The sequence below is a fragment of the Streptomyces sp. NPDC101219 genome (assembly GCF_044767675.1).
Classification (GTDB): Bacteria; Actinomycetota; Actinomycetes; order Streptomycetales; family Streptomycetaceae; genus Streptomyces.
Map to the genome: position 1 here is coordinate 658929 of NZ_JBIWOK010000001.1, position 13689 is coordinate 672617.

A 13689-nucleotide genomic window follows, 5' to 3' on the forward strand; every position below is an offset into this window, starting at 1 on the left:
GCCGCGCCCGGCCCGTAGCGCCCACCCCCACCACGCGTTCCGCGTGCGACCCCCACCACTTCGAAAGGACTTACGTGGTCACCGCAGCACAGCCGACCGCGTCCGCCCCGGACGCAGCCCGCACCTTCCCCCAGGGGTTCCTCTGGGGTTCCGCGACGGCCTCCTACCAGATCGAGGGAGCCGCCACGGAGGGCGGCCGCACACCGTCCATCTGGGACACCTACGCCCGCACCCCCGGCCGGGTCCGCAACGGCGACACCGGCGACATCGCCACCGACCACTACCACCGCTGGCGTGAGGACGTCGCGCTGATGGCCGAACTCGGCCTGGGCGCCTACCGCTTCTCCCTGGCCTGGCCCCGCATCCAGCCGACCGGCCGCGGCCCCGCCGTGCAGAAGGGCCTCGACTTCTACCGGCGCCTCGCCGACGAACTGCTGGACAAGGGCATCAAGCCCGTCGCCACCCTGTACCACTGGGACCTGCCCCAGGAGCTGGAGGACGCGGGCGGCTGGCCCGAGCGCGCCACGGCCGAGCGGTTCGCCGAGTACGCCGCGCTCGCGGCGGACGCCCTCGGCGACCGGGTGCACACCTGGACCACCCTCAACGAGCCCTGGTGCAGCGCCTTCCTCGGCTACGGCTCCGGCGTCCACGCCCCCGGCCGCACCGACCCCGTGGCCGCCCTGCGCGCCGCCCACCACCTGAACCTGGGCCACGGCCTCGCCGTCCAGGCGCTGCGCGACCGGCTGCCGGCCGCCGCCCAGTGCTCCGTGACGCTGAACATCCACCACGTCCGCCCGCTCACCGACAGCGACGGCGACACCGACGCGGCCCGCCGCATCGACGCCCTCGCCAACCGGGTGTTCACCGGCCCGATGCTCCAGGGCGCCTACCCGGAGGACCTGCTCAAGGACACCGCCGGGCTGACCGACTGGTCCTTCGTGCGCGACGGCGACCTGCGCGAGATCCACCAGCCGCTGGACTTCCTCGGCGTCAACTACTACACGCCCACCGTCGTTTCCGAGACCGACGGCAGCGGCACCCACACCTCCGACGGACACGGCAACAGCGCCCACAGCCCCTGGCCGGGTGCCGACCGGGTCGCCTTCCACCAGCCGCCCGGCGAGACCACCGCCATGGGCTGGGCCGTCGACCCCACCGGCCTGTACGACCTGCTGCGCCGCCTGGCGTCGGACTTCCCGAAGGTCCCGCTGGTCATCACCGAGAACGGCGCGGCCTTCGACGACTACGCCGACCCCGAGGGCCGGGTCAACGACCCCGCCCGGATCGCCTACGTGCGCGGCCACCTGGCCGCCGTCCACCGGGCCGTCCAGGACGGCGCCGACGTGCGCGGCTACTTCCTGTGGTCGCTGCTGGACAACTTCGAGTGGGCCCACGGCTACAGCAAGCGGTTCGGTGCGGTCTACGTCGACTACCCGACCGGCACCCGCATCCCCAAGGCCAGCGCCCGCTGGTACGCGGAGGTGGCCCGCACCGGCGTCCTGCCCGGCGCCTGACCAGGCCCGGTGCGGCACCATTTCGCCGCCCCGCGCGGTGCCGCACCGCCGGACCGCCCCCGCTCCCGGAAGCCCCGGGAGCGGGGGCGGTCCGCCGTCGTCACCCGGCGCCGCTGGGCGTCGGCTGCGGCGTACCGCCCGCCAGGACCTCGGTGAGCCGCGGAGTGCCTTGGGCGACCGCCGCGTCCGTGGAGTCGTGGTCCGCGCCGTCGAGTCCGCCGTTGGTCACGGTGATCGCGTTCGCGCCGACCTGGACCGCCGCCACGTCCAGCGTCAGGGTCACGGGGTCGCCGTCGCTGGTGCCCTTCACCGTCACCGTCAGCCCCTGCCGCGCCTCGCCCTCCTCGGGCAGCGTCCGCTCCACGACCTGGACGGTGCGGTCGCCGTGGTCGCCCCCGGTCAGGGTGAACTCGTCGCAGGCCGAGGGCAGCGACTTCAGCCACTCCATGGACTGGTCCAGGTCGGCCTTCTCGTAGGCGGCGACCTGGTAGTACAGCCGGGAGTCGCCCTGCTCGAACCCGGTGACCGCCGACGCCCCGGACGGGCTGCCGAGCAGGGTCTCGTCGTAGAGCGAGTCCATCAGCCGCTTGCAGTCCTGCGCGTCGCTCTTGCCGGTGAGGAACTTCGCCGCGTCCACGTCACCCAGGAGCAGGGAGTCCCGCCAGGTGGCCGGGTCCTTCACCAGGTTCCAGTCGTCCTCGAGGTCCGACTCGGTGATCAGCGCGTTCCGAGCGCCGGTCTCCGTCAACTCCTGCCCGGGGGAGGGGGAGGCGGTGGTCTGCGCGGCGGGCGGCCGTTCGGCCACGGTGGAGGCGGTGCCCGACGCGGCCCCGGCCTCCCCGCCCCCGCCGGAACAGGCGGCCGTCGCCAGCAGAGTCCCGGCGGCGAGGACGGTGGCGAGGACCCGTACGGGACGGGCGGCCGCGCGCGGTCCGGCCGGCGGCCGGGCGACCGGACGGGATACGGACGCACCCGCCGCGATGACGCGGGACGGACGGACAGCCGGGCGGGGGGTGGTCACGAGCGCCTCCTGAGGACAACAGCGGCCGCCGCCGGCTGGCCCGGGGCGGCTCCCCTTGTCCCCTCACCGCACCACCGGCCCGTCCGGGCGACCAGCGCAACGCGGACATACGGGTGACGAGGGGCCGGGCGGGCGGGGGCCCGGGTTCCACGGCCGCGTCCGCACCGCACCCGCCGCGCCACCGGGACTTTGCCCGCTCTTTACAACCCGCCCCGTCGCTGCCTCGTCTCTCCGCACGATCCGTCACCCGGCCCGCCGGACCTCCGAGCGGGCGGAACCACCAAGGAGAGAGCCACCCATGCGCCGAACCCTGCTGAGTGCCGCGGCACTTGCCTGCACCGCCGTCCTGGCGGGCGCGGCCTCCGCGTCGGCCGACGGCCCCGCCCCGGCCGTGCCCGTCTCGGACGCCGCAGCGACCCCCGTCCCGACCGAGGCTTCCGCCACCGAGCCCTCCCCGGTACCGGCCACGAGCGACGCCCCCGCCCCGACCGAGGCTCCCTCCACCGAGCCCTCCCCGGTACCGGCGGAGAGCGACGCCCCCGCCCCGGCCGAGGAGGCCACGGGGGTGTCCGTCGTGCCCAGTGGCGCGCCCGACACCGGTGCGGCAGCCACCTCCTCCGGCCCGGACGGCACGCTGATCGGCGGGGGCGTCGCCGCCGCCCTCGCCGCCGGCGGCGCCGGTGCCCTCCTCGTGCGCCGCCGGCGGACGACCGCCGGATGACGGCCCTCTCCAGGCGCGCCCTCGTCACCGCGGCGGCGGCCTCCGTACTGGCCGCCTGCGGCACCGGACACCGCACCGGACACCGCACCGGACATCGCACCGGCACCGGGCTTCCCGGCGACGGGCAGGGCGGCACGGCGCGGGCCCCGCGCCCCACCTCGCGGGCGGACCACCCCGGCCGCTCCGTCCCGGTCCGGCTGCGGATCCCGGCCATCGGGGTCGACACACCGGTCATCCGGCTGGGACTGGCCGCGGACGGCACCGTCGAGGTGCCCCCGATCACGGCCGACGACCGGGCCGGCTGGTACCGGTACTCCCCGCCGCCGGGCAGCACCGGACCGTCGGTGATCCTCGGTCACGTCACCGTGGGCGACCACGGGGACGGGGTCTTCCGCCACCTGGGCCGGCTGGGCCGGGGCGACCGGATCGAGGCCCGCCTGGAGAACGGCACCGCATCGCGGTTCACCGTCCGGTCCGTCCGGACGGTGGCCAAGGCGGACTTCCCGACCGAGGCCGTCTACGGCGCCGTCGGCCGTCCGGAGCTGCGCCTCATCACCTGCGGAGGCCCCCGCTCCGGTGGCGAGTACCGCGACAACGTCATCGTGTTCGCCGCGCCCGACCCGGCGCATCCCTGACCGGTCACGGCCCCGGGCAGCCGGACCCGCACCCGGCTGCCCGGGGGAGCGGCCCCTGGGCCGCCGGTGCGCTCCGCTCCCCGACACTGGTCACCCCACGACCCTGGAGAATGTTGAAAAGGTCCCGAGAGAAGGCGGCCGCCGAGCTCTTCGCCGCCCTCTATCCGCGCCTCGCCGGCTGGTGCCGACGCCTGGTCGACGACGACGAGACGGCCCACGAGATCGCCTCGGAGGCGTTCACCCGGCTGTGGGCCCGCTGGACGACGGTGTCCGAACCCCGGGCGTTCCTCTACGTCACGGCCGCCAACCTCGTCCGGGACCACTGGCGCAAGCTGGGACGCGAGCGCCGCGCGGTGGACCGGGTCACCACCGAGACCGCAGTCCGCCCGCACAGCGAACCGGCCGACCCGTCCGTCCGGCTGCTGGTGCAGTCCCTGCCGGAACGCCTGCGCGTGCCGATCCTGCTGCACTATTACGCCGACCTGCCGATCCGTGAGATCGCCGTGGTGACCGGACGCAAGGAGGGAACCGTCAAGGCCGATCTGCACGCCGCCCGGGAACTGCTCCGCGCCCACCTGAGGAGAAGCCTTGATCACACACGCTGACGAGGGTCCGGAGTTCGCGCCCGACGACCCCCTCGCGGTCCTCCTGCGCCCGTCCGGCGACCATCTCGGCCCGCCTCCCGGCCGGTTCGAGGAGGTCCGCCGCGCCGCGGCCCGGCGCCGCCTGGTGCGCGCCGCCGCGGGGGCCGGCCTCGCCTGCGGTGCCGCGCTCCTCGTCGCGCTGCCCCTCCAGCAGACCGCTCCCGACGGGCCGGCCGCTCCCACGGCGCCCCTGGCCCCGCCACCGGTCAGCAGCACCTCCCCGACGCCGACGCCGGCGCCGCCGTCGCCCGAGCCCTCCGTCGCCCGGCCCACCGAACAGCCCACGACCGTGGGCCCCGAGGTCCCCGTACCGTCCACCGGGCACCCCGGAACGGCCGGCCCCCGCGTCCCGTCACCGTCGGCCACCCCGGTCCCGGGGACGGTCCCCACGCCGTAGGGCCGCGACCGGGCCTGCCCGCTCACTCCGGTGAACCCGTCACCCCGGCGGAGCGGCCGGCGTCGGGGCGTGGCGCACCGGCCCTGAGCGCGGCCACGGCCGAGGCGGCGTCGTCGGCGTAGAAGCGGAAGGCCCGGGCCTCGGCGGGCCGGCCCAGCACGCGTACGAAGCGCACCGATTCGGTGAGTTCGACGGTGACCGTGGTCTGCCCCGCCACGGCCAGGTCGGCCGTCCCGTCGTCCCCGACGGCGGCCATCCTCCCCTCGGGGAAGGCCCGGACCGCGCGGACCGAGGCGATGCGGCCGGCCGGGATGCGGATGTCCAGCAGGGCCCCGTACCGCAGCCGCAGCGAGCCGTCCGCCCCGATCACGTGCGGGCGCACCACGCAGGAAGCGTGCAGGGCGACGACGAAGTAGCAGCCCCAGACGTCCACGACGAGCGTCACCGCGTGGACCACCGGCCACGGGATCACCAGCGCCAGCATCACCGTCTCGACGACACAGACGAACAGGAATCCGGCCATGACCGCCGACTGCCCGGAGGCGTACGGGACGGCCGTGTCGCCCCGGCGCACGCCGTGCGGTCCCCGGCGGGTCACCCACCGCAGGAAGCTGGTCGACAGGAAGATCTCGTGGGCCGTGAGCCGGCGCACCGCCGCGGGCACGCTGTCGGCGAGCGCGGCGCGGAGGGCGGCACGCCGGCCGAGCCCTCCGTGCCGGTGCCGCCGGTGGTCGAGGCCGACCAGGACGGTGGCCAGGACCAGCGGGACGAGCGCCGTCAGCCGCACCGTCCACTGCACCCCCGGGGCGATCCGTACCCCTCCCACCACGCACAGGACCAGCACCAGTTCGGCGGGGAGGAGCGCGACGAGGGACCAACGCACCGCCGTGCGCAGGGCCTTGAGGTTCGTGGCGCCGGCCGGGCCGGCGAGCTCGGTTCGCATGGCCCCAGTAGAACCGTTGCCGTCGCGACAGGGTCAAGCGCCGTCCCGGCCTCCCGCCCCGTCCTACGGAAGGCCCGTGCGGGACTCCCGGTCCGGGGCGGGAGCGGGCACGGGCGCGCCCACCTCGACGCCCCGCCACACGGCACGCAGCGCGGATCCGGTGTCGTCGGCCAGGTGGTCGTCCGGTACGGCCCACATCCGCACCGGGGTCGCGTCGGCGCCGATCGCGGGCCAGCCCGGGTCGCCGGACGCGGCGAAATCCGCCCAGGCCCGCACCATCCGGCGGGACAGGGCCCGGTCCTCCTCGTCCGGGGCGCCGCCGATGAGGAACGGGGCCCCCGTCGCGTCCAGGTTGCCGAAGGCGAAGGGGACATCGGCGGTGTGCCAGGGCCGGACCGTGCCGTCCGGTCCCGGGCGGCGGCGGGCGAAACGGGACAGGTGCGCCCGACCGCCGGCCCGCGCGTGCCGTTCCGCCAGCCGGCTGCTGTACTCGCCGAAGCAGGCGTCGCCCAGGAACGCGAGATGCCGGTCGAACACCGGCGCGTCGGGCATCAACGCCCGGTACTGGTCGACCAGTTGTACGGGAAGGCTGAGCGCCTCGGCGGCGTCCGCCGTCGCCCGCTCCGCGTCGGTCCGGCGCACGCTGCCCGTCGCGTGCAGGAACCAGTACTCCTCCAGGGTGTGGCAGACCAGCAGGTCCACGTGGCGGGCGGCACCGGCCGTCACGGCGGTGAGCGGATCGGCGGGCAGCACCTCACCGTCGACCACCGGCTGGAACAGGACGGGGTCGACCGCCTGGCTCGGCAGGACCGGATCGTCAGCGCACTGCCCGGACACCGTGTCGGCGGCGGCCACCAGGCGCCCGGGTGAGGCGGACCGCAGACCGTCGGCCGTCGGCGCGACCCCTGCGGCCCGCGCGATCCTCGCCGTGACCGCGGCGGCGGCCCCGGCGGAGAAGAAGGCGGCCGGCACGCTGTGGGCGATCGCCCGCCGCATCAGCCCGCGTGCCCGGTCCATGCCCAGCAGACAGGCGACGGAGCCCCCTCCGGCGGAGTGCCCGGCCACGGTGACGCGTTCGGGGTCCCCGCCGAACTCGGCGATGTTGTCCCGGACCCAGCGCAGTGCGGCCACCTGGTCCAGCAGTCCCCGGTTGTCGGGGAAGCCCGGCACGTGCCCGAACCCCTCGAAACCCACCCGGTAGTTGCAGCTCACCACGACCACCCCGGCCCGGGCGAGCGCCGCACCGTCGAAGCCGGGCTCCGCGGAGGAACCGAAGGTGTAGGCACCGCCGTGGATCCAGAACAGCACCGGCAGCGGTCCGCCGTCCGGCCGGGGGCGCACCCACACGTTGACGCTGAGGACGTCCTCGTCCCCGGGGCGCCACACCGGTGCGCCGGGCAGTTCGGCCGACTGCGGGGCGACCGGCCCGAACTCCGTGCAGTCCCGGGGGTGCCGGTCCCCCCAGCCGGGGACCGGCCGCGGCTCACGGAAGCGGTGCGGGCCGAAGGGCGGGGCCGCGTACGGCACCCCCAGCACGGCGATCACGCCGTCGGGCGACCCCCGCCCGGCCACCCGGCCACTCGTCGTCCGGAACTCCGTGCTGATCCTCGCGCTGTCGTCCATGCGGGGCAGCCTCGCACGCCGTCCGGCCCGTCCTCGAACCATTAACCGCCGCTCTGCGCGCGCCCGGTGGCGGGCCCGGCCCCCGCTCACCCGGCCGTGGGAACGCCGAACCACCTCCGCAACCGCTCCTCCAGGGCGTCCTGCCGCTCACCGGCCCAGGCGACATGACCGTCCGGCCGCAACAGCAGCGCGGGCACGTCGAGTTCGTCGCCGGCGTCGACCACGTGGTCGACCCGGTCGGCCCACCCCGACACCGTCAGGCCGCCCGTCGTGTCGAGCAGCAGGCCCCGCCCGCCGTGCATCAGCTCGTACAGGCGGCCCCGCTTCAGGGCGACGTCCCGCAGGCGGCGGCCCAGCAGTTCGTGGTCCCGGCCATCGCCGTCGCCGACGTCGTAGCGGATGTCCACCGCGGTGATCATTCCGGTGATGTACCGGTTCACCTCGTCGATCCCCATCAGCTTCGTGAACAGCTCGCGCAGCGCGGCCGTGCCCGGGTCGGTCCGCATCAAAGCGATCTGCGCACGGGTGTTGGCGAGGACGGCGGCCCCCACCGGGTGCCGCTCGTCGTGATACGTGTCCAACAGCCCTTCGGGCGCCCAGCCGTTGACGGTCGCCGCCAGCTTCCAGCCCAGGTTGAACGCGTCCTGCACCCCGAGGTTGAGGCCCTGACCGCCGGTCGGCGGATGGATGTGCGCGGCGTCACCGGCCAGCAGCACCCGTCCGGCCCGGTAGCGTTCGGCCTGCCGCGTGGCATCACCGAAACGGGACAGCCAGCGCGGCGAGTGGACCCCGAAGTCCGTGCCGGCGACGGCCCGCAGCCGCTCCTTGAACTCCTCCAGGGCCGGTCCCGTCGTCCGGTCCTCGGACACGCCCTCGGCCGGGACGACGAAGCGGTGCATGCCGTGCTGTCCGTCCACGTCGGGGACGACTCCGAAGCGCAGCTGGGTCGTGCGGACCCGGGCCACGACCTCGGCGATCTCCGCCGGGTCCGCGGTCGCCGCCATGTCGCCCAGCAGAGTCTCGACCGTGGCGGGCTCCCCGGGGAACCCGATGCCGAGCAGCTTGCGCACCGTGCTGCGCCCGCCGTCGCACCCGACGACGTAGCGGGCCCGCAGCCGGGTGCCGTCCGCCAGGACGGCGTCCACCGCTTCCCCGTCCGCGCCGTCCTCGCCGCCCCCGAGCGGGGTCAGCCCGACGACGTCGCAGCCGCGGCGGATGTCGGCGCCGAGTTCGACGGCGCGTTCGTGGAGCAGGCGCTCGGTGTCCGGCTGGGCGGTGGCCAGGCCGTAGGGGTGCGCCGTGTCCAGTCCGTCCGGCCAGGGGGCGGTGATGCCGCCGAAGAGGCCGCCGACCTGGAACGTCTCACTGACGGCGAGGAAGCGGTCCAGCAGGCCCCGCTGGTCCATCAGCTCGACACTGCGCGTGTGCAGCCCCCGCCCCCGGGACTGCCCGGAGGGCCCGGGCAGCCTCTCCAGGACGACCGTGTCCACGCCGTGCAGCCGCAGTTCGCAGGCCAGCATCAGGCCGGTGGGACCGCCCCCGACCACGATCACGTCCCTCATCGCACAACACCCGTCCGCCGAGTTCGAGAAATGGCTGATACGCCCACAGAAGCCGTGTACGTCGCGAAGCGGGATTTTCCGCTGTTCCGGGCGTAGGTCGGCCATTCTGCGGGACACCGGGGGTCTTGCCGCAAGCCCCCCGGTGCGCTATACGTTGAGAGTGGCAAGGAGCGGACGACTCCTTGCCTTTCGTGTTTTCCGGCCCCGGCGGACGCGTGGCCCTCGCTGTGCCGCTCCCTCGCGGCCGCGGACGACGGGTCTACTCGCAGACGATCTCGTCGCGCGGGGTGTAGTGGGTGTGGAAGGGCTGCCGCTTCACTTCCCGGCCGTCGTTGAGGAAGACCCGCTCCACCGTGACGTCGAAGCCCTCCAGCGGGGTCTGCGGCACGCACTCCTTGTCGGTGCTCACCTTCCGCTTCGGCTCCACCACATTGCGGCGGGGACCGGTCACCGACTTGATCTCGTCGTACTTCTTGGTGCCGAAGAAGGTGATGGTCACGGACGTGTCGGTCGCCTGGGCCTGGATGTACAGGGCGTTGCCGGAGTCGTTCGCGAACTTCAGGTCCAGGCTGCCCCAGGCCACGGTGGCCTCCCGGCCCTCGGGGTAGCGCTCGATGTAGAAGGAGTGGGCGCCGTATTCGACGGGCCGCACGCCGGCGAAGAACATCGCGTTGAACATGGTCGTGGCCACGGAGGAGACGCCGCCGCCCGGCGCCTTGGTGTACTTGTCGTTGAGGATGATGACGCCGTCGCCGAACCCGTTGGCCTCGGTGCGTTCACCGACGGTCCGGTTGAAGCTCCAGGTCTCGCCGGGCATCACGAGGGAGCCGTTGATGAGCTCCGCGGCACGGCCGATGTTCTGGGTGCGGTAGGCGGCCGGCTCGAAGGTGACCGTGTACGACGACACCTTCTCCTTCAGGCCCAGCCGGGCCACCTTCTCGGGGGTCAGTTCCGGTTCGGTGCGCCGCGTGGCGAGTTCGCCGGTGCGGCCGGCACCCGACTCGGTGAGCAGGGGCAGTACGGCCTTGCCGAGGGCCTTGTCCTCGACCCGCACCCCGGTCCGGCCGCGGTCGGCCACGACGACCCGGTCGCCGTCGACCCGCAGCGTGGCGTTGCGGGGCGTGGTGGTGAGCTCCGCCAGGGGGCGGGCCACGGCGGGGGCGGCCCGCAGGCCCTTCTCGTCCAGCCGGGGCGCGAGCCTGCCGCCGTCGTCGGGACGCATGCTCAGATGCTCGCCCAGTACCTTCGGGGGGATCGAGAACCGCTGGTCGCCGGCGGTGAGGGTGACGGGCGCCGACATGGCCGGCCGGGCGAACTCGCGCACCGCGCGCTCCACCTCCGCCGCCGTGACCTTCGGCCGGGTCTCGCGCGCGGGCAGGGCGGTCACCTTGTCGGTGCCCTGCTGGAAGGAGTCGCGCAGGGTGTCCACCGCGGCGTCGACGTCCAGGGCGTGGCCGGCGCGCGGCGCTGTCGCGTTGACCCTGCCGTCGGCGAACGTCACGCCCCCGTCGCGCACCTTCCGGTCCAGCTCCTCGGCGAGCGAGCGCAGCGCCGCGCGCGAGGCGTCCTCGTCGGTGGTCACGACGGGCTCGATCTCACCGCCCGAGCGGAACAGGGCCCCGATGACGCTGACCGGGTCGGATCCGGTGTGCGCGGCGCGGTCCACGGTGCCGGGGATGTCGAAGGTCAGCCCGGCCTCCCGGGGGACGACCGCCCCTGTGCGGTCGCCGACCGACACGGGGAGCTCGCGCGATGCGACGGGCGTGAGGTGCCGCTCCAGCTTCCGGGTGGCCTCCGCGGCGCTCAGCCCTCCGATGTCCACCCCGCGCACCGTCGTCCCGGACTCGATCTGCCCGCCCGCGACGAGGAGCCCCGTGAGATACAGCCCGCCGAATCCGAGGGCGAGCGCCCCGCCGGTCACGGCGAGCGCGGGAACGGCCGCGGGGCGGCGGACGGAGGGTATGCGGGGGCGCATGGGTCTCCTGGACGATCGACACGGTGGTGCGCCCCTGGCGCGACGCCACGTACGGGGCAATCACACCAAGGTAGGCGCAACGCGGCATCGGCCGGGTATGCCCCAGGTCACCCCGGACCCTCCCGGAGCGGACCCGCGGCGCGCTCGCCGCTCTACCCAGGGCCGGGGGGTCCGCGATGTGAAGGCGGTCACAGTCGACTGTGAGGACACTCACAGCCGCGCGGGGCGGCCGGCGGCGGGAACGCTCTCGTGCCCCGGCACGCCGACGCCACCGCGCGCCGCGTCACCGTCAGCCGGGCGCCGCGGCCGCCGTCCGGGCCGATCCCGTCGTGGCGAAGCGCTGGCGGTAGGCGCCGGGGGTGGTGCCGAGATGGCGGGCGAAGACGCGGCGGAGCGTCTCGTCGCTGCCGAACCCGCTGTGCCGGGCCGCCGAGGTGACGCTGTGGCCGTCCAGGAGGAGCTGCTGGGCCCGGCCGAGGCGGACCCGCTCGACCCAGCGGGCGGGCGTGGTGCCCAGCTCGGTGTGGAACAGCCGGGTCAGGTGCCGGGGGCTGACGGCCGCCGCACGGGCCATCGACGCCAGGTCGTGGCCGGCCGCCGGGTCGGCCAGCACGGCCTCGATCAGGGGCTGCAGCAGGGCGTTCCCGGTGGGCGGGGCGGTGGCGGTGGTGAACTGCGACTGGCCGCCCGGGCGCTGCAGGAAGACGACCAGCTCGCGCGCGATGTGGCGGGCCGCCTCCGCGCCGTGGTCGTCCTCGACGAGGGCCAGGCTCAGGTCGATGCCCGCGCTGATGCCGGCCGAGGTGATGAAGCGCCCGTCCCGGACTTGGATCGCGTCCGGTTCGACACGCACCCGCGGGTGGCGCCGGGCCAGGGTCCCGGCGTGCCGCCAGTGCGTGGCGGCCCGGCGGCCGTCGAGCAGCCCGAGGTCCGCCAGCACGAAGGCGCCGGTGCACACCGAGGCGACCCGCTCGGCGGGCGCGGCCAGGGCACGGGCCGTCGCCAGCAGCTCCGCCTCGACCGGCTGCTCGGCCAGGCGGTCGCCGCCGGCCACGAGCAGCGTGTCGACCGGACCGGCCTCGGCCGCCGTCACCGTGCCGCTCAGCGGCATCCCCGTCGACGTCCTGACCCCGCCGCCGTGTGCGGACACCAGGACCAGGTCGTAGCGGTGGCCGAGCCGGCCCGCCTGGTGCAGGACCTCGGCGGGACCGCTGACGTCCAGCAGCGTCACCCCGTCGAACACCACGAAACCCACCCGGTGCGTCATGCGCGGGTCACCCCGATGCCGGGCGCCGGACGGCCCGGGCGGGCGGTGCCCCGGCCCCGCGATGTCCGGATCCGAGGACTGTCTGGCAGAAAGGACATGGCGCCATCGTACGGGGCCCACGACCCTGGAAGAGGGGCCGAGACGAGGAAGTGGAGAGACGACATGAGCGAGACCATCGCGGGCGTACGGATCCCGGACAGCGCGCTGGCCCGGGAGGCGACCGAACTGGTGCGTGAGGCCGCCTCACCCCTGCTGTTCGACCACTCCCGGCGGGTGTTCCTGTGGGGAGCGATGCGCGGGCGCGAGCAGGGCCTGAGCTTCGACCCGGAGCTTCTCTACGTCGGGGCGATGTTCCACGACCTCGGCCTGACCGAGCGGTTCCGCCGCACCGACCAGCGGTTCGAGATCGACGGCGCCGACGAGGCGCGGCGCTTCCTGCACGCCCACGGTGTCACCGGCGAGGAGGCCGACCGGGTCTGGACGGCCATCGCCCTGCACACCACCCCGGAGATCCCGCTGCACATGGCCCCCGAGATCGCCCTGGTCACCCGGGGAGTGGAGCTGGACGTGCTGGGGATCGGCTACCCGGCCGTCTCCGACGAGGAGCGGGCGGCCGTGGTCGCCGCGCACCCCCGCCCGGACTTCAAGAACCGGATCCTGGCCGCCTTCACGGAGGGCATCAAGGACCGCCCCGACACCGCCTTCGGCAACGTCAAGGCGGACGTGCTAGCCCACTTCGTCCCGGGCTTCGTCCGCGGGGACTTCGTCGAGGTCGTCAAGAACTCCGCCTGGCCCGAGTAGCCCCCGGGGCGTGCCCGGCGGCCGCGCCGGGCGGCGCCGCGTAGCAGCGGACGGTCACCGTGAGCCGGGGACCCCACTCCTGCTCGACGGTGCCCAGCGGCCGCCAGTCCAGCCGCTCGTAGAGGGCCACCGCCGCGGTGTCGGACGCCACGACGTCGAGCACCGGATGCAGCCCGCGGCGGCGGGCCTCGGCCACCGCCTGCGCCATGAGCAGCGCGCCGATGCCCCGGCCGCGGGCCCGCGGGTCCACGAACAGCCGGCCGACCACGGCGGCCGCGCCGGCGTCGGAGCCCGTAAGGGCACTCCACAGCCCGGGGGCCGCGTCCGCCGCTCCGCTGCGGGACAGGCCGACGTGGCCGGACAGCCGGCCGTCGCTCTCGGCCACCCAGGCGGAGACGAGCGCCCCACCGGTGAGCCACGCCCGGGGCGACGGCGGCCAGTTCACCGGGTAGCCGTCGCTCCGGTGCACCTCCCCGAGCACCCGCACGCACGCACCGAGGTCGCGCGGGGTCCGCCGGCGGACGAGGGGCCGGGCACCGGCACCGGAAGCGCTCCCGCTCTGCATGGCGGCATGGAACCACCCGCG

General features: G+C 75.1%; 13 protein-coding genes. 6 read left to right on the forward strand and 7 right to left on the reverse strand.

Translation table 11 applies throughout. The annotated features are described in order from the left end of the window. The first annotated feature begins 74 nt into the window (after window positions 1–74). Window positions 75–1514 carry a GH1 family beta-glucosidase gene (locus ACIRPP_RS03010; RefSeq protein ID WP_403637444.1) on the forward strand — a complete coding sequence of 480 codons (1440 nt, stop codon included), beginning with the start codon at window positions 75–77 and terminating at the stop codon, window positions 1512–1514. 100 nt (window positions 1515–1614) lie between these two features. Here ACIRPP_RS03010 and ACIRPP_RS03015 read toward each other — a convergent pair whose 3' ends face one another. Continuing rightward, the gene (locus ACIRPP_RS03015) at window positions 1615–2496 is read right to left on the reverse strand and encodes a hypothetical protein (RefSeq protein WP_403637586.1); all 882 of its coding nucleotides are present in this window, start codon (window positions 2494–2496) and stop codon (window positions 1615–1617) included. A gap of 337 nt (window positions 2497–2833) precedes the next feature. On the opposite strand from ACIRPP_RS03015, the gene ACIRPP_RS03020 reads away from it, so the two are divergent. From ACIRPP_RS03020 to ACIRPP_RS03035, 4 genes are all read left to right on the forward strand, one after another. Further along, window positions 2834–3256, forward strand: coding sequence for a sortase-dependent protein (locus tag ACIRPP_RS03020; protein ID WP_403637446.1), 423 nt, complete (start codon window positions 2834–2836; stop codon window positions 3254–3256). After that, window positions 3253–3891, forward strand: coding sequence for a class F sortase (locus tag ACIRPP_RS03025; RefSeq protein WP_403637448.1), 639 nt, complete (start codon window positions 3253–3255; stop codon window positions 3889–3891). The genes ACIRPP_RS03020 and ACIRPP_RS03025 overlap by 4 nt, the downstream gene beginning before the upstream one ends. Window positions 3892–4004: 113 nt before the next feature. Beyond that, window positions 4005–4496, forward strand: coding sequence for an RNA polymerase sigma factor (locus ACIRPP_RS03030; RefSeq protein WP_403637450.1), 492 nt, complete (start codon window positions 4005–4007; stop codon window positions 4494–4496). After that, on the forward strand, window positions 4480–4932 hold the full coding sequence (locus tag ACIRPP_RS03035; RefSeq protein ID WP_403637452.1) for a hypothetical protein: 453 nt from the start codon (window positions 4480–4482) through the stop codon (window positions 4930–4932). Before ACIRPP_RS03030 ends, ACIRPP_RS03035 begins: the two co-directional genes overlap by 17 nt. A gap of 22 nt (window positions 4933–4954) precedes the next feature. Here ACIRPP_RS03035 and ACIRPP_RS03040 read toward each other — a convergent pair whose 3' ends face one another. The 5 genes from ACIRPP_RS03040 to ACIRPP_RS03060 form a co-directional block, all read right to left on the reverse strand. Next, window positions 4955–5875, reverse strand: coding sequence for a hypothetical protein (locus tag ACIRPP_RS03040; protein WP_403637454.1), 921 nt, complete (start codon window positions 5873–5875; stop codon window positions 4955–4957). Between the two features lie 63 nt (window positions 5876–5938). Then, entirely contained in the window at window positions 5939–7498 is a 1560-nt protein-coding gene (locus ACIRPP_RS03045) for a carboxylesterase/lipase family protein (protein ID WP_403637456.1), read from the reverse strand. Window positions 7499–7584: 86 nt separating this feature from the next. Further along, entirely contained in the window at window positions 7585–9060 is a 1476-nt protein-coding gene (locus ACIRPP_RS03050; protein ID WP_403637458.1) for an FAD-dependent monooxygenase, read from the reverse strand. Window positions 9061–9319: 259 nt separating this feature from the next. Continuing rightward, on the reverse strand, window positions 9320–11035 hold the full coding sequence (locus tag ACIRPP_RS03055; protein WP_403637460.1) for a VanW family protein: 1716 nt from the start codon (window positions 11033–11035) through the stop codon (window positions 9320–9322). 289 nt (window positions 11036–11324) lie between these two features. Further along, window positions 11325–12302: a GlxA family transcriptional regulator gene (locus tag ACIRPP_RS03060; protein ID WP_403637462.1), complete on the reverse strand. Its 978-nt coding sequence runs from the start codon at window positions 12300–12302 to the stop codon at window positions 11325–11327. A 162-nt stretch (window positions 12303–12464) separates the two neighbouring features. Here ACIRPP_RS03060 and ACIRPP_RS03065 point away from each other — a divergent pair, with 162 nt between their 5' ends. Next, window positions 12465–13103 carry an HD domain-containing protein gene (locus ACIRPP_RS03065; RefSeq protein ID WP_403637464.1) on the forward strand — a complete coding sequence of 213 codons (639 nt, stop codon included), beginning with the start codon at window positions 12465–12467 and terminating at the stop codon, window positions 13101–13103. On the opposite strand, the gene ACIRPP_RS03070 is transcribed toward ACIRPP_RS03065, so the two are convergent. After that, window positions 13078–13668, reverse strand: a complete 591-nt coding sequence (locus tag ACIRPP_RS03070) for a GNAT family N-acetyltransferase (RefSeq protein WP_403637466.1) — start codon at window positions 13666–13668, stop codon at window positions 13078–13080. The genes ACIRPP_RS03065 and ACIRPP_RS03070 overlap by 26 nt on opposite strands. Window positions 13669–13689 lie beyond the last annotated feature (21 nt).